Here is a 15701-nt window from a genome sequence, read left to right as displayed (position 1 = left end):
TCTCTCTCGTACGTGACCGGGCGTGACCGGGTGTGACCGGGGCGGGCGGAGTCCGGACCGGGACCAGGACCGGCCTCGCGGCCCTCGCCCGGAACGGGGGCCTCTGACCGGCCCGGAAGGACTCCCGACCGGTCCCAGGGGCTCCCGACCGGATCAGCGGACTCCCGGCCGGGGGCTCCGAAAAACCTACTGCACCAGCCTGGCCAGTTCCGTCTCACGCTCGGAGACCTCCGCGAGCAGCTGCTCGGCGATCTCCTCCAGCAGCCGGTCCGGGTCGTCCGGGGCCATCCTGAGCATCGCGCCGATCGCGCTCTCCTCCAGCTCCTTGGCGACCACCGTCAGCATCTCCTTGCGCTGCGCCAGCCACTCCAGCCGGGCGTAGAGCTCCTCGCTCTCGCTCAGCCGGGGAGCCTCCGGCGCCGGCCCCGCCGCCCACTCCGCGACGAGTTCCTGGAGCAGCGGCTCGTCCCCACGCGCATAGGCGGCGTTGACGCGTGTGAGGAACTCCTCACGCCGTGCCCGCTCCTTCTCGTCCTGCGCCAGATCCGGATGCGCCTTCCGCACCAGATCGCGGTAGAGCTTGCGGGCCTCGTCGCTCGGCCTGACCCGCTTGGGCGGCCGCACCGGCTGATCCGTCAGCATCGCCGCGGCCTCCGGCGACAGACCGTCGGAGTCGAGCCAGTCGTGGAACAGCTCCTCCACACCCGGCATCGGCTGCACCAGCGCACGGGCCTCGCGCGCCTTGCGCAGATCCTCGGGGTCGCCGGTGCGTGCCGCACGCGCCTCGGCGATCAGCGCGTCCAGCTCATCGAGCCGGGCGTACATCGGACCGAGCCGCTGGTGGTGCAGGCGGGAGAAGTTCTCCACCTCGATCCGGAAGGTCTCCAGCGCGATCTCGAACTCGATCAGCGCCTGCTCGGCGGCGCGCACGGCCGTCTCCAGCCGGGCCTCCGGACGCGCCGCCGCCCCCGCGTCCGGCGCGTCTCGTACGTCCTGCTCGTCGTCGTTTCGGATCGTCGGCTCCCCAGGGGCGTCGTGCATCACCCGTCCAGCGTAAGGGCGAACGCGGTGGCCCCCGCCCCGTCCCGGCCCGTCACACCCCCAGCTCGGCCGCGATCCGCCCGCTCCTGACGGCCGCGAGCAGCTCGGCGTGGTCCTCCTCCGTACGGTCCGCGTACGCCATGGCGAACGCCGCCACGGCCCCGTCCAGCTCCTCGCTCTTGCCGCAGTACCCGGCGATCAGCCGCGGGTCCACGCTGTGCGCATGGGCCCTGGCCAGCAGCGCGCCGGTCATCCGTGCGTAGTCGTCTATCTGGTCGGCCGGGAGCGCCGCCGGGTCCACGCTCCCCTTGCGGTTCCTGAACTGCCGTACCTGACAGGGCCTGCCCAGGACCGTCGTCCACCCCAGCAGGTTGTCGCTGACCACCTGCATCCGCTTCTGCCCGAGCACCACGCGGCGCCCCTCGTGGACCACCTCGGGCGGCTCGAATCCGACGGCCGCTAGATGGGGCAGCAGGGCGGAGGCCCGCGCCTCCTTGACCTGGAGCACCAGCGGCTCGCCCCGGTGGTCGAGGAGCAGCACCACATACGACCGCGTCCCGACACTGCCGGTGCCGACCACCCGGAACGCCACATCGTGGATCGCGTACCGCGCGAGCAGCGGCAGCCGGTCCTCCGAGAGAGTGCCCAGATACTCCCCCAGCGAGGCGGCGACCGCCGCGGCCTCCTCGTCGGGCACCCGCCGCAGGACGGGCGGCGCGTCCACGAACCGCCGCGGCGCGGCCCTGCCGCCGTCCCCGCCCCCGTCGGGCACGGTCTCGGTGGACCTGGCGGCGAACCGCGCGCTCGTGTTGTTGCGCGCCTTCTCCGAGACCCGCTCCAGCGTGCCGGCCAGATCGCGGGCGTCGGCGTGCGAGACCAGCTCCTCGTCCGCGATGGCGTTCCACGCGTCGAGCGCGGGGAGCTTCGCCAGCAGCCGCATCGTGCGCCGGTAGGCGCCCACCGCGTCGTGCGCCCCCTGCCGGCAGGTGTCCTCGTCCGCGCCCGCCTCGCGGCCGGCCAGCACCAGTGAGGTCGCGAGCCGCTTGACGTCCCACTCCCAGGGGCCGACCACGGTCTCGTCGAAGTCATTGAGATCGATGACGAGCCGGCCGCGCGCGTCGCCGTACAGACCGAAGTTCGCCGCGTGCGCGTCACCGCAGATCTGCGCGCCGACGCCGGTGACGGGGGTGCCCGTCAGATCGTGGGCCATCAGCCCTGCGGAGCCCCGCAGAAAGGCGAACGGCGTCGCGGCCATCCGCCCCACCCGCAGTGGCGCCAGCTCGGGCACCCTGCCCCGGCTCGACTCCTCGACGGTACGCACCGCGTCGGGCCGCCCCGCCGTGAACACCACCGAGTCGTGCGCGGACCTCGGCACCCGTCGCCGCAGCGCCTTCCCCCGGCCCTTGGGCGTCTCCGCCCCGCCCACGGCCGTACGCGGCGCGAAACCCGGCACCACCGGAATGCGCTCGCTCCCCGAATCCTCAGAGAACCCAGAAACCCCAGAGCCCCCCGGAACCGTGCGCGGCTTGCCCTCCGCCGACCCGACATCGCCCATGGCGTGCCGCCTCCCCCGTACTCGTGCGAGATCAACCGCACACGACGTTACCGCCGGGCCCAACCGCCGTCTCCCCCTGTGGATAACGCCGGACCGCTCACCCGCCGGCCCTGTGGACAGGGGGCCTAACAGCCGCCCTCCGAGACCCCTCCCAGATGGGATTCGGCCCACAGCGACAGCTCCTTCAGCGCGGGTTCCATCGCGGCGCCCGCCTTTGTCAGCCGGTACGAGACCCGCAGCGGCGGCCCCTCATCGACCTCACGCACCACCAGCCCCGCCGCCCCCAGCTCCGTGAGCCTGTCCGAGAGCATGCGCTCGCTGATGCCCGGGATCGCACGGCGCAGCTCCGCGAAGTAGACCGCCCGTTCCATCAGTACGGAGATGATCAGCCCGGTCCACCGCTTGCCGAGCAGCTCGAAGACGCGCGTGATGCCCACGTCGACCTTCTTGCACGCGTCCTCAGTGTGGTCCGCCATACGCATAGAGTACTGGTTTCCCGAGGTGAGGTGAAAAAAAGTAAGCGACTATGTTATTCATAGGAGCGAACGGAAGTTCTGTCCGTTCGCCGTCATACGCCACCCCTCATGGAGACCCCCAATGGCCACGCTTCTGCACCTCGACTCCGCCGTCTTCCCCGAAGGCTCCGCCTCGCGCGACATCACCGCCTCCTTCGTCCAGTCCTGGCGGGAGCAGCACCCCGAGGGCAAGGTCGTCTACCGCGACCTCGCCGCCACCCCGCTGCCCCACCTGAACGTCGCGGCCGCCGCAGCGGGCGCGGACGACGCGCTGCGCGCGGAACTGGCCGCCGAACTGGCCGAGGCGGACGCCGTGCTGATCGGCGCGCCGATGTACAACTTCACGATCCCGTCCACCCTGAAGGCATGGCTCGACCAGGTGATCATCGTCGGCCACAACGCGGGCATCCCCGACGCCCCGCTGGCCGCCACCCCGTTCACGATCGTCGCCAGCCGCGGCGGTTCGTACGCCGCCGGCACCCCGCGCGAGGACTGCGAGTTCGTCCAGAACTATCTGGAGAAGGTGCTGTCCAACATGTTCGGCACCACCCAGATCGACTTCATCGTCCCCGAGCTCACCCTGGCCCACACGAACCCGGGCATGGCCGATCTGATCCCGCTCGCCGAGGCGTCCCGCGCCAAGGCGGAAGAAGAGGCCACCCAGAAGGCCAAGGCCCTCGCCACCCGCCTCGCCGCCTGAGCACAGAGCCCTCCGGCGCACGGCCCTCCGGCACCCAGCGCTCCGGCACGCAGCCCTCCGGGACGCGGCCCTCCGGCACCCAGCTCTCCGGCTCACGGCCCCAGAGCGCGCGACGCGCCCACGCGCACAGCGTTCACACAGCCATGCCTCCCCCGGCACCCCGCCCGCGGGGAGGCATGTCTCACACCCGGACACGACGACAGACACGACGAAGAAGCCCCGTAGGTCGATGACCTACGGGGCTTCCATCTGTGCGCGAGGGGGGAGTTGAACCCCCACGCCCTTTCGGGCACTGGAACCTGAATCCAGCGCGTCTGCCTATTCCGCCACCCGCGCATTGGGTGTGTCGTTCGGTGCCTCACCTGCTGGTGTGTGCTCCTGGCGACATCGAGAAGATTAGCACGGTGCGGAGGGTGGGTTCACATCCGTTTGTTTCGGGGACCCGGCCGCGGAACAGGGAACGGACAGCGGCCGCCCCCCACTCCTCCTGAGTGCACCCCGGGTGCGGGACACTGGCGTCAGGCCGCCTCTACGATCCGTGTGAGAGGTGACACTCATCGACGGGGCAGACAAGGGGAACCAGCCGATTTCCCGACGCGTGGATACGATCAGTAAGCAGTACCAGGACGGCCACTACGGAGGAGGTGCCCCATGGGAGTCATGAAGCGTTTCGAACAGCGTCTCGAAGGTTTGGTCAATGGCACCTTCGCGAAGGTGTTCAAGTCCGAGGTCCAGCCCGTCGAGATCGCGGGTGCCCTCCAGCGCGAATGCGACAACAACGCAACGATCTGGAACCGCGAGCGGACCGTCGTACCCAACGACTTCATCGTGGAGCTGAGCACGCCCGACTACGAGCGTCTCAGCCCGTACTCCGGCCAGCTCGGCGACGAACTGTCCGGACTCGTCCGCGATTACGCGAAGCAGCAGCGCTACACCTTCATGGGCCCGATCAAGGTCCATCTGGAGAAGGCCGAGGATCTCGACACCGGCCTGTACCGCGTCCGCAGCCGCACACTGGCGTCGAGCACTTCCCAGGCGCCCGAGCGCGCTCCCGCGGGCCCTCCGGCGCCCGTATCCCCGCGGGGCGGTGCACCCGGCGGTTACGGGTACCCGCCCGCCGCGGTTCCTCCCATGCCGGCCGCCCCGCCTCCCGGCGGCGGCCACGCGCCCGCGGCGAACCGCCCCCCGGCCCCTGGCCCCGGCGCGCCGCCGCACGGCCAGGCGCGCCGCTGGATCGAGATCAACGGCACCCGCCACCAGATCTCCCGTGCGACGCTCGTCCTGGGCCGCAGCACCGACGCGGACGTACGGATCGACGACCCCGGTGTATCGCGCAGGCACTGCGAGATCCGGACAGGAACACCCTCGACCATCCAGGATCTCGGGTCGACCAACGGCATCGTGGTAGACGGACAGCACACCACCCGCGCTACGCTCCGCGACGGCTCGCGGATCGTCGTGGGCAACACCACCATCGTTTACAGGCAAGCCGAAGGGTGAAGCGGGGGCAATGTCAGAGCTGACCCTGACGGTCATGCGGCTAGGTTTTCTGGCCGTTCTGTGGCTGTTCGTGATCGTGGCCGTACAGGTCATCCGCAGCGACCTGTTCGGAACACGCGTCACGCAGCGCGGCTCACGCCGCAACGCCGACGCCCGACCGCAGCAGGCACGCCAGACACCGGCGCCGCCCCAGCAGCGCCAGCAGCAGCAGGGGGGCCGGCAGCGCCGAGGAGCCCCCACCAAGCTCGTCGTGTCCGAGGGCAGCCTCACCGGCACCACGGTGGCGCTCCAGGGGCAGACCATCACGCTGGGCCGCGCGCACGACTCGACGATCGTGCTGGACGACGACTACGCGTCCAGCAGGCATGCCAGGATCTACCCGGACCGTGACGGCCAGTGGATCGTCGAGGACCTCGGCTCCACCAATGGCACGTATCTCGACCGGACCCGGCTCACGACCCCGACACCGATCGCGCTTGGCGCTCCGATCCGCATCGGCAAGACCGTCATCGAGCTGCGGAAGTAGTACGACAATGAGCGAGCGGAGCGAGCGAGCCGCGGCGGTACCCACGGCGGACCGCGGCCGGCTCCCGACCGGAGGGTGGGCAGTGTGGCTCGAGACCGGCTGGCGCGACAGTCGACTGGCGAGCCGACGGGCGAGGTGCGCATGAGTCTGTCTCTGCGCTTCGCCGCCGGATCGCACAAAGGCATGATCCGGGAGGGAAACGAGGACTCCGGCTACGCCGGTCCCCGGCTGCTGGCCATCGCCGACGGCATGGGCGGCCAGGCGGCGGGCGAGGTCGCCTCCTCCGAGGTGATCTCCACCCTCGTACAGCTCGACGACGATGTGCCGGGCTCGGACATCCTCACCTCGCTCGGTACGGCGGTGCAGCGAGCCAACGACCAGCTGCGCGTGATGGTCGAGGAGGACCCCCAGCTGGAGGGCATGGGCACCACGCTCACCGCCCTGCTCTGGACCGGCCAGCGCCTCGGCCTCGTCCATGTCGGCGACTCCCGCGCCTATCTCCTGCGCGACGGCGTACTGACCCAGATCACCCAGGACCACACCTGGGTGCAGCGGCTGGTCGACGAGGGCCGGATCACCGAGGAAGAGGCCACCACCCACCCGCAGCGCTCCCTGCTGATGCGCGCGCTGGGCAGCGGCGACCATGTCGAGCCCGATCTCTCCATCCGTGAGGTCCGGGCCGGCGACCGCTATCTGATCTGCTCCGACGGCCTCTCCGGCGTCGTCTCCCACCAGACGATGGAGGAGACGCTCGCCAGCTACCAGGGCCCGCAGGAGACCATCCAGGCGCTCATCCAGCTCGCGCTGCGCGGCGGCGGCCCCGACAACATCACCTGCATCGTGGCCGACGTCCTGGACGTCGAGTCCAACGACACCCTGGCCGGGCAGCTCAGCGACACCCCGGTCGTGGTCGGGGCGGTCGCCGAGAACCAGCTCCCGCTCAGCTCCGCCGAGAACGCCGCCGCGATGCAGACCCCCGCGGGCCGCGCCGCCGGCCTCGGCCGCGGCGTACCGCCGCAGCCCGGCGGAGGCGGCTTCGGCCCGCCCGGCAGCGGCGACAGCGCCGGCTACGACGGAATGCCGCCCGGAGGAAGCTTCGGGGCCTACGACGACGAGGAGTTCGTCAAGCCCCGCCCGCGCCGCCGATGGCTCAAGACGTCCTTCTACACCGTCCTCGCGCTCGCCGTCGTCGGCGGGGGCCTGTACGGCGGCTACTACTGGACGCAGACGCAGTACTACGTCGGCGCCAACAAGGAGAACGTCGCGCTCTACCGGGGTATCAGCCAGGATCTCGGCTGGGTCTCCCTCTCGAAGATCGAGAAGGAAACCGACATCGAACTCAAGTACCTTCCGGACTACCAGCGCAAGCAGGTCGAGGCCACCATCGCCGAGGGCAGCCTCGCCGGGGGACGCGACAAGATCGACGAGCTCGCCGTCCAGGCATCCGCCTGCAAGAAGGACGAACAGCGCCGCCAGGCCGACCGCGAGGCCAATGTGAGCACCGACACCAAGCCGAAAGCAGCTCCGAGTCCGGGCCCCAGCCTCTCGGAAGAGGAGCAGAAAGTGGCCTCCAACTGCGGTAAGCAGTAGGAGCCGGCCGTAGGGGGCCCTTCACCACCATGAGCGTAGTCACCAACACGACCACCATCGGCGCCATCGAAGCACCGAGCCGTCGCAACACCGAGCTTGCCCTGCTCGCCTTCGCCGTCGCCATCCCGGTGTTCGCGTACCTGAACGTCGGGCTCGCGCTCGACGGCAAGGTGCCCACGGGCATGCTCGGTTACGGCCTCGGCCTCGGCCTGCTCGCCGGCGTCGCCCATCTCGTGGTGCGCAAATTCGCCCGCTACGCCGACCCGCTGCTGCTGCCGCTGGCGACGCTGCTCAACGGCCTCGGGCTGGTGCTGATCTGGCGTCTGGACCAGTCACCCCGGCTCATCCGGCTCGCCGAGCTCAGCTTCGGCGTCTTCAGCCCGTCCGCGACGAAGCAGCTGATGTACTCGGCGCTGGGCATCGCGCTCTTCGCGGCCGTCCTGATGCTGCTCAAGGACCACCGCATCCTCCAGCGCTACACGTACATCTCGATGGCCGTCGCGCTGTTCCTGCTGATCCTGCCCATGTTCTTCCCCGCCAGGAACGGCGCGAAGATCTGGGTCAGCATCGCCGGCTTCAATGTCCAGCCCGGTGAGTTCGCGAAGATCATCATCGCGGTCTTCTTCTCCGGCTACCTGATGGTCAAGCGCGACGCCCTGGCCCTCGCCAGCCGCCGCTTCATGGGGCTCTACCTGCCCCGCGGACGCGACCTCGGACCGATCCTCGGCATCTGGGCCCTCTCGATCCTCATCCTGGTGTTCGAGACCGACCTCGGTACCTCCCTGCTCTTCTTCGGCCTCTTCGTGGTCATGCTCTACGTCGCCACCGAGCGGACCAGCTGGATCGTCTTCGGCCTGCTGATGTCGGTCGGCGGAGCCGTCGGCGTCGCCACCTTCGAACCGCACGTCCAGGCCCGCGTCAACGCCTGGCAGGACCCGTTCTCCTGTTACGCGACCGACGGCGCCTGCCAGCAGATCGGCGACGCCCTGCTGTCCTTCGGCTCCGGCGGCACGCTCGGCACGGGGCTCGGCCAGGGCAACTCCGACCTCATCGGCTTCGCCGCCAACGCCGACTTCATCCTCACCACCGTCGGCGAGGAGCTCGGCCTCGCCGGCACGATGGCGTTCCTGCTGTTGTACGGGCTGATCGTGGAGCGCGGCGTACGTACCGCCCTCGCCGCCCGCGACCCCTTCGGCAAGCTCCTCGCCATCGGCCTCTCCAGCGCCTTCGCCATCCAGGTCTTCGTGGTCGCGGGCGGCGTCATGGGGCTCATCCCGCTGACCGGTATGACCATGCCGTTCGTCGCGGCCGGCGGCTCCTCCGTACTCGCCAACTGGGCCCTGATCGGCATCCTGATCCGCATCAGCGACACCGCGCGCCGGCCCGCACCGGCCCCGGCTCCCTCACCCGACGCCGAGATGACCCAGGTGGTCCGACCGTGAACAAGCCCCTGCGCCGCATCGCGATCTTCTGCGGGCTGCTCGTCCTCGCGCTGCTGATCCGGGACAACTGGCTCCAGTACGTCCGCGCCGACGAGCTGAACACGCACAAGAACAACCGCCGCGTCCTGATCGAGCGGTACAGCGCCGAGCGCGGCAACATCATCGTGGACGGCAAGCCCATCACCGGCTCCGTCAAGACGGACGACACCGACTTCGTCTACAAGCGCACGTACACCAACGGGCCCATGTGGGCGCCCGTCACCGGCTACGCCTCGCAGGCGTTCGACGCCAACCAGATCGAGAAGCTGGAAGACGGCATCCTCACCGGCAACGACGACCGGCTCTTCTTCGACCGCACCATGGGCATGTTCACCGGCAAGGAGAAGAAGGGCGGCAACGTCGTCACCACCCTCAGCGGCGCCGCCCAGAAGGCCGCCTTCGAGGGGCTGGGCGACAAGAAGGGCGCCGTCGCCGCGATCGACCCGCAGACGGGCAAGATCCTCGCGCTGGCCTCCACCCCCAGCTACGACCCCGCCACGTTCGCCGGCAACAGCAGCAAGGACACCAAGGCCTGGGTCGGCCTGGACAAGAAGAACAACCCCGACGACCCGATGCTCAACCGGGCGCTGCGCCAGACCTACCCGCCCGGCTCCACCTTCAAGGTGGTCACCGCGGCCGCCGCCCTGGAGCACGGCCAGGTCACCGACACCGACGCGGCCACCGACACCCCGCTGCCGTGGATCATGCCCGGGACCACCACCCCGTTGAAGAACGAGGGCAACATCCCCTGCAAGAACGCCACGCTCCGCACCGCGCTGCGCGTCTCCTGCAACACCGTCTTCGGCAAGCTCGGCGCGGACCTCGGCAAGGACAAGATGCTGGAGACCGCGAAGAAGTTCGGCTTCAACCAGGAGCAGTTCATCCCGGTCCGCGCCGACGCGTCGGTCTTCCCCGAGGAGCTGAACGCCTCGCAGACCGCGCTCTCCTCGATCGGCCAGTTCGACACCCGTACCACCCCGCTCCAGATGGCCATGGTCACCGCCGCGATCGCCAACGACGGCAAGCTGATGAAGCCCTACATGATCGACCGGCTTGAGGCGCCGAACCTGGACGTGCTCGACAAGAACGAGCCCGAGGAGCTGAGCCGCCCCCTCAGCCAGGAGAACGCGCAGAAGCTCCAGAGCATGATGGAGACGGTCGTCAACGAGGGCACCGGCCACAACGCGCGCATTCCGGGCGTGACCGTCGGCGGCAAGACCGGTACCGCCCAGCACGGCGAGAACAACAGCAAGAACCCGTACGCCTGGTTCATCTCGTACGCCAAGGCGGACAACGGCTCCCCGGTCGCCGTCGCGGTCGTCGTCGAGGACAGCAACGCCAGCCGTGACGACATCTCCGGCGGCGGCCTCGCGGCCCCGATCGCGAAGAGCGTGATGAAGGCGGTTCTCGACAGCAAGAAGTGACGCCGGTCACGGCTCACGTCCATTCCTGCACATTGCGATACCGGTCGTATATCAGGTGACCGTTACGGGCCAACCGCATGCGGCGTGCCCGGTAGCGTAGGCGCGAACAGCACACCGCCGGACCACACACCGGTGCGGTCGGGACTGACGGAGAGGGCTGGAACGTTATGGAAGAGCCGCGTCGCCTCGGCGGCCGGTACGAGCTGGGCTCGGTGCTCGGCCGTGGTGGCATGGCGGAGGTCTACCTCGCGCATGACACCCGGCTCGGCCGCACCGTCGCCGTGAAGACGCTCCGGGCGGACCTCGCCCGCGATCCGTCCTTCCAGGCCCGGTTCCGCCGAGAGGCCCAGTCGGCCGCCTCGCTCAACCACCCGGCGATCGTCGCGGTCTACGACACCGGCGAGGACTACGTCGACGGGGTGTCCCTCCCGTACATCGTGATGGAGCACGTCGACGGATCGACCCTGAGAGAGCTGCTGCACTCCGGGCGCAGACTGCTGCCCGAGCGCACGCTGGAGATGACGGTCGGGATCCTCCAGGCGCTGGAGTACTCCCACCGCAACGGCATCGTCCACCGGGACATCAAACCGGCCAACGTCATGCTGACGCGCACCGGCCAGGTCAAGGTCATGGACTTCGGCATCGCCCGCGCCATGGGCGACTCCGGGATGACGATGACGCAGACCTCCGCCGTCATCGGCACCGCGCAGTACCTCTCCCCCGAGCAGGCCAAGGGCGAGCAGGTCGACGCGCGCTCGGACCTCTACTCCACCGGCTGTCTGCTCTACGAACTGCTGACGGTCCGGCCCCCGTTCATCGGGGACTCCCCGGTGGCCGTCGCCTATCAGCACGTACGGGAAGAGCCGCAGACGCCCAGCGTCTTCGACCCGGAGATCACGCCCGAGATGGACGCGATCGTGCTGAAGGCCCTCGTCAAGGACCCCGACTACCGCTACCAGTCGGCCGACGAGATGCGCGCCGACATCGAGGCGTGCCTCGACGGCCAGCCCGTCGCCGCCACGGCGGCCATGGGCGCGGTCGGATACGGCGCCGGCGGATACGGCGGTCCCCCGGACCAGCCGACGACGGCGATGCGCCAGGGCGACCCGGGCGGCCAGACCTCCATGCTCCCGCCCGTCGGGCCGGACGACGGCTACGGCGGCTACGACGACCGCCCGGCCCGGCGCCGGCAGAAGAAGTCCAACACCTCGACGATCCTGCTGGCGGTCGCGGGCGTCCTGGTGCTCGTAGGCGCCATCCTGATCGGCAAGTCGGTCTTCGGCGACAACGGCGGCGGCGCCAGCCGGCTGGATGTCCCCCAGCTCGTCGGCAAGACGCTCGCCGAGGCCCAGGGGCTCGCCGAGAACGCGAGCGTGAAGGTCGCGGAGTCCGGCTCGGAACGCTGCGACGTGCCCAAGGGCTCCATCTGCAGCCAGGTCCCGGCCAGCGGCAAGATGAGCCAGGGCGAGACCATCCAGGTCGTCGTCTCGGAGGGCGCTCCGCAGGTCAAGGTCCCGGACGTCACGGACAAGCAGAAGGACAAGGCGACCGGAATACTGGAGGACGAGAACTTCCAGGTCGACTACAAGACGGAGGAGTCGGAGGAGGACCCCGGGACAGTGCTCGCACAGGACCCGGAGGGCGGCTCCATGGTCGAGAAGGCGTCCAAGATCACGCTGACGATCGCCACTCAGAGCCAGATCACCGTTCCTCCGCTGGTCGGCAGCACGGCCGACGATGCGGAAGCCCAGCTCAAGATCCTCGGCTTCCAGGTCGTACGCAACCCGGTTGACTCGGAACAGCCCGCAGGCGTCGTCACCAAGCAGAACCCGGACGCCAACGCGAAGGCCGCCAAGGGCACCCAGGTCACTCTGGACGTCTCCAAGGGCCCGCAGCAGCAGATGACACAGGTACCGGATCTGCGGTTCAAGACGCTGGACGAGGCCAGGCAGATGCTTCAGCAGTCCGGTCTGCAGCTCGGCAACGTCCAGGGGCCGAACGACAACAAGGCCCGGATCATCAACCAGGAGCAGCCGGCGGGACAGCAGGTACCCGCGAACACGGTCATCAACGTCACCACGGCTGATGGCGGCGGGGGCAATAACAACAACGGAGGCGGCTTCTTCGGCGGCCCCTCCGGCGTCAACGCCCGTAACAAGGACTGACAAGCAGGACAGGCGGTACGCGAACAGCCCCGGCACCCTCGCGAAAGGGTGCCGGGGCTGTTCCGTGCCGTCGCCGGGTAGGGCTCAGGCGACTAGGCCCTAGCGCAGCTCGGGCGGGGGCGTGCGGTTCTTGTCGACCTTTTCCGTACGCTCCAGCTCGGCCCAGACGATGTAGCGGTAGTCCGAGGTGTAGATCGGCGTGCAGGTCGTCAGCGTGAGATAGCGGCCGGCCTTCTTCTTCCCCGACTCCTTGGGGACCGGCTGGAGTACGTCCACGTTGTACTTCGAGGTCTTCGGAAGCTCCTTGAAGACCTTGTAGATGTACCAGGTGTCGCGGGTCTCGAAGACGACGGGATCGCCGGTCTTGAGCTTGTGGATGTTGTGGAACCTCGCCCCGTGGCCGTCCCGGTGCGCGGCCAGCGTGAAGTTGCCCTTCTCGTCCCAGGGAAGGGCCGACTTGACGGGCTCGGTGTAGTAGCCGGCGACCCCGTCGTTCAGCGACGAGGTCGAGGTGCCCTTCTTGACCAGCACCTCGCCCGTGTCCATCGCGGGGACGTGCAGGAAGCCGATGCCGTCCTCGGAGTCGTAGGTCCGGGGAGCGGCGCCCGGCTTCTTCTCCTGCGCCCAGCCGTGGCGTACGTCGTCGCCCTGCTTCGCGGCCTCGCGGTCGGCCAGCACGTTCGTCCACCACAGCGAGTAGACGACGAAGAGACCGAGCACCACGCCCGCGGTGATGAGCAGTTCGCCGAAGACGCTGACGGCCGCCGCGAGCGGGCCCCTCGGGCGGCGGGCCCGTACGGGAGCCGGGTCGTCGGCCGCGGCCGACGGCGGCGGTGCGTCGGCCTGTTCGTCGTGCTCGGTACTCGCTGCCACCGCACCCGTCCCCAAAGTCCCGAAGTGTGTCCGCGCTCCGAGCGGCGTCAGCCGACGAGAGCGTCGGGCTTGCCCTTGCTGCGCGGCCGTTCGTCCACCATCTTGCCCCACACGATCATCCGATAGGTACTGGTGAACTCCGGGGTACACGTCGTCAGCGTGATGTAGCGACCTGGCTTCGTGAACCCCGAACCCGGCGGTACCGGACTGATCACGCTCACGTTCGACGGCGACGTCTGCGGGAGCAGCCGGGTCATGTCGTACGTGTAGTACGCGTCCCTCGTCTCGACGATGATCTCGTCGTCTGGCTTCAACTGGTTGATGTAGCGGAAGGGTTCGCCATGGGTGTTGCGGTGGCCGGCGACCGCGAAGTTGCCCTGCTTGTCGGCGGGCATCGCCGTCTTGAGACGGCCCTCCGCGTAATGGCCGACCATGCCGTGGTCGAGGACCTTCGACTTGCTGATCCCCTCGGCGATCGGCACGACGACATCCAGCTTCGGGATGTGCATGATGGCGAAGCCCTGCCCCGGCTCGAAGACGCCCGGCTGACGGTCCTTGGTCCAGCTGTCCTGGATCTTGTCCGTCTCGTTGCCGGCGTACTGGTCGGCGCGGATGTTCGTCCACCAGAGCTGGTACGTGACGAACAGCAGCATCAGCACGCCGAAGGTGATGAACAGCTCGCCGACCACCCGGCTGGCGATGACGGCGGGGCTCTCCTTGCTGGCCCGCGCCGCGCGCCGCGCCTCGACCCGGGAGAGCGGCCTGGCGGGCGCCTGTTCCTCGGAGCCGTGCCCGGCGTCGGCCCCGGCGGGCTCGGCCCGTCTACGGCCCCGGCCACCGCCCTTGGCGGCCCTGCGCCGCTCGGCCCGGCCCCCGGTCACGGGCTCCGGCTCGGCCGCCCGGCGCGTGTCCGCGGTCCGGAGTCCCACCGTCCGGTCATCCAGCCGGGGCTCGGGAGCAGGAGGCGCGGGCGCGGGTACCTGTGCGGGCCCGGGGGCGTGTTGAGCGGAGGGCGCGTGTTGTTGAGGGGAGGGCGCGTGTTGAGGGGAGGGCGCGGGATCCGGCCCGGGTGCGGGTATCAGGGCCGGGTCGGCCGCCGGCGTCGTACCGTCCGCGTAGTACGAGGGCGTGCCGGACTCCGGCCCCCGGGGGGCTTCCGCCGCGTACTGGCGGTAGTAGTCGCCGGACCACTCCGGACCCGGGGCCGTGGCTTCCGGTACGGGCTCCGGCTGCCAGGGGCCGCGGTGGCGCCCCTGCTTCCGGGCCGGCCGCGGTCCCCGCTCCTGGCCCTGCCCGTGCGCCTGTTGTCCCGGGAGCGGATCGTTCAGCGGGTCCGCCAGCCCGTCCACCGCCGCCTCGAACGCTCCGGAGTCCTCGTACGCTCCCTGCTCGTACGAGGCTCCGTAACCCGCGTCGTGTTCGGGGCGGAGTGCCGTCACGCGAGTGCCTTGCCCACCACCGGCGCCAGCCCCGTCGACCGGCCCACGGCACCCGGATCGCCGCACTGCGCCAGCCAGTTGGCCAGCATCAGATGCCCGTGCTCGGTGAGGACCGACTCCGGGTGGAACTGCACGCCCTCGACGGCCAGTTCACGGTGGCGTACGCCCATGATGATGCCGTCCGCGGTACGCGCCGTGACCTCCAGCTCGGCCGGCAGCGTGGCGGGCTCCGCCGCCAGCGAGTGGTACCGGGTCGCGGTGAACGGCGAAGGCAGCCCCGCGAAGACGCCCTTGCCCTCGTGCGTGACGAGCGACGTCTTGCCGTGCAGCAGCTCGGGGGCGCGCCCGACGACACCGCCGTACGCCACCGCCATCGACTGCATCCCGAGGCAGACCCCGAAGACGGGCACGCCGGTCCCGGCGCAGTGACGCACCATCTCGACGCAGACACCGGCCTGTTCGGGCGTACCGGGCCCGGGAGAGAGCAGCACGCCGTCGAAGCCGTCCTGGGCGTGAGCGGTCGTCACCTCGTCGTTGCGCAGCACCTCGCACTCGGCGCCGAGCTGGTAGAGGTACTGGACGAGGTTGAAGACGAAGCTGTCGTAGTTGTCGACGACGAGAACGCGCGCGCTCATCCGGCCGCCCCCGCTCCGTCGACGGTCACATCGTTGAACGGCAGCAGCGGCTCCGCCCACGGGAAGACGTACTGGAACAGCACATAGACGACAGCGAGCGCCAACAGGAGCGAGATCGCCGCCCGCAGCCACACGTTGCCCGGCAGATGCCGCCAGATCCAGCCGTACATGCTGTCCCTTCCGTCCGGTACCGCGCCAGGCGGTACGGCACCAGACTAAAGGGCTCCACCGACACATGGGCGGTTCATCGGTCAGCT

Annotated in this window: 14 protein-coding genes and 1 tRNA gene; 7 read left to right on the top strand and 8 right to left on the bottom strand. The window is 69.7% G+C overall.

The features are described 5' to 3' along the window. Positions 1 to 186: 186 nt before the first annotated feature. The 3 genes from ACFRKB_RS36060 to ACFRKB_RS36050 form a co-directional block, all read right to left on the bottom strand. Positions 187 to 1044, bottom strand: a complete 858-nt coding sequence (locus tag ACFRKB_RS36060) for a J domain-containing protein (protein ID WP_383110834.1) — start codon at positions 1042 to 1044, stop codon at positions 187 to 189. A gap of 49 nt (positions 1045 to 1093) precedes the next feature. After that, on the bottom strand, positions 1094 to 2596 hold the full coding sequence (locus ACFRKB_RS36055) for a DUF2252 domain-containing protein (RefSeq protein ID WP_383110833.1): 1503 nt from the start codon (positions 2594 to 2596) through the stop codon (positions 1094 to 1096). 125 nt (positions 2597 to 2721) lie between these two features. Beyond that, on the bottom strand, positions 2722 to 3072 hold the full coding sequence (locus ACFRKB_RS36050) for a winged helix-turn-helix transcriptional regulator (RefSeq protein WP_383110832.1): 351 nt from the start codon (positions 3070 to 3072) through the stop codon (positions 2722 to 2724). Positions 3073 to 3193: 121 nt separating this feature from the next. On the opposite strand from ACFRKB_RS36050, the gene ACFRKB_RS36045 reads away from it, so the two are divergent. Continuing rightward, positions 3194 to 3811, top strand: coding sequence for an FMN-dependent NADH-azoreductase (locus tag ACFRKB_RS36045; protein WP_383110831.1), 618 nt, complete (start codon positions 3194 to 3196; stop codon positions 3809 to 3811). Positions 3812 to 4063: 252 nt separating this feature from the next. Here the strand turns inward: ACFRKB_RS36045 and ACFRKB_RS36040 are convergent. After that, positions 4064 to 4147: transfer RNA gene (locus ACFRKB_RS36040), tRNA-Leu, on the bottom strand. 315 nt (positions 4148 to 4462) lie between these two features. Here ACFRKB_RS36040 and ACFRKB_RS36035 point away from each other — a divergent pair. The 6 genes from ACFRKB_RS36035 to pknB all read left to right on the top strand — a co-directional run bounded on the left by ACFRKB_RS36035 (position 4463) and on the right by pknB (position 12497). Continuing rightward, positions 4463 to 5311, top strand: coding sequence for an FhaA domain-containing protein (locus ACFRKB_RS36035; protein WP_383110830.1), 849 nt, complete (start codon positions 4463 to 4465; stop codon positions 5309 to 5311). A gap of 10 nt (positions 5312 to 5321) precedes the next feature. Continuing rightward, complete coding sequence (locus ACFRKB_RS36030) at positions 5322 to 5837, top strand: FHA domain-containing protein FhaB/FipA (RefSeq protein ID WP_326611371.1); 516 nt, start codon at positions 5322 to 5324, stop codon at positions 5835 to 5837. 84 nt (positions 5838 to 5921) lie between these two features. Beyond that, positions 5922 to 7427 carry a Stp1/IreP family PP2C-type Ser/Thr phosphatase gene (locus ACFRKB_RS36025; RefSeq protein WP_383110829.1) on the top strand — a complete coding sequence of 502 codons (1506 nt, stop codon included), beginning with the start codon at positions 5922 to 5924 and terminating at the stop codon, positions 7425 to 7427. Positions 7428 to 7456: 29 nt separating this feature from the next. Continuing rightward, the gene (locus tag ACFRKB_RS36020) at positions 7457 to 8869 is read left to right on the top strand and encodes an FtsW/RodA/SpoVE family cell cycle protein (RefSeq protein WP_365976366.1); all 1413 of its coding nucleotides are present in this window, start codon (positions 7457 to 7459) and stop codon (positions 8867 to 8869) included. Further along, positions 8866 to 10332 carry a peptidoglycan D,D-transpeptidase FtsI family protein gene (locus tag ACFRKB_RS36015; protein WP_383110828.1) on the top strand — a complete coding sequence of 489 codons (1467 nt, stop codon included), beginning with the start codon at positions 8866 to 8868 and terminating at the stop codon, positions 10330 to 10332. The genes ACFRKB_RS36020 and ACFRKB_RS36015 overlap by 4 nt, the downstream gene beginning before the upstream one ends. A gap of 167 nt (positions 10333 to 10499) precedes the next feature. After that, positions 10500 to 12497 carry a Stk1 family PASTA domain-containing Ser/Thr kinase gene (gene pknB / locus ACFRKB_RS36010; RefSeq protein ID WP_383110827.1) on the top strand — a complete coding sequence of 666 codons (1998 nt, stop codon included), beginning with the start codon at positions 10500 to 10502 and terminating at the stop codon, positions 12495 to 12497. 99 nt (positions 12498 to 12596) lie between these two features. Here pknB and ACFRKB_RS36005 read toward each other — a convergent pair whose 3' ends face one another. The 4 genes from ACFRKB_RS36005 to ACFRKB_RS35990 are packed head-to-tail and all read right to left on the bottom strand — an operon-like array spanning position 12597 to position 15614. Continuing rightward, complete coding sequence (locus tag ACFRKB_RS36005) at positions 12597 to 13370, bottom strand: class E sortase (protein ID WP_383110826.1); 774 nt, start codon at positions 13368 to 13370, stop codon at positions 12597 to 12599. A gap of 47 nt (positions 13371 to 13417) precedes the next feature. Continuing rightward, a complete protein-coding gene (locus ACFRKB_RS36000; RefSeq protein ID WP_383110825.1) occupies positions 13418 to 14809 on the bottom strand; it encodes a class E sortase in 1392 nt (463 codons plus the stop codon). Next, positions 14806 to 15444 carry an aminodeoxychorismate/anthranilate synthase component II gene (locus ACFRKB_RS35995; RefSeq protein WP_365976361.1) on the bottom strand — a complete coding sequence of 213 codons (639 nt, stop codon included), beginning with the start codon at positions 15442 to 15444 and terminating at the stop codon, positions 14806 to 14808. Before ACFRKB_RS35995 ends, ACFRKB_RS36000 begins: the two co-directional genes overlap by 4 nt. Beyond that, entirely contained in the window at positions 15441 to 15614 is a 174-nt protein-coding gene (locus ACFRKB_RS35990; RefSeq protein ID WP_129772952.1) for a hypothetical protein, read from the bottom strand. Before ACFRKB_RS35990 ends, ACFRKB_RS35995 begins: the two co-directional genes overlap by 4 nt. Positions 15615 to 15701: the final 87 nt, after the last annotated feature.

The sequence above is a fragment of the Streptomyces scopuliridis genome, assembly GCF_042790125.1.
GTDB lineage: Bacteria > Actinomycetota > Actinomycetes > Streptomycetales > Streptomycetaceae > Streptomyces > Streptomyces scopuliridis_A.
Note: the sequence above shows the minus strand (reverse complement) of the source record. Positions and strands in the feature narration are given on the sequence as shown.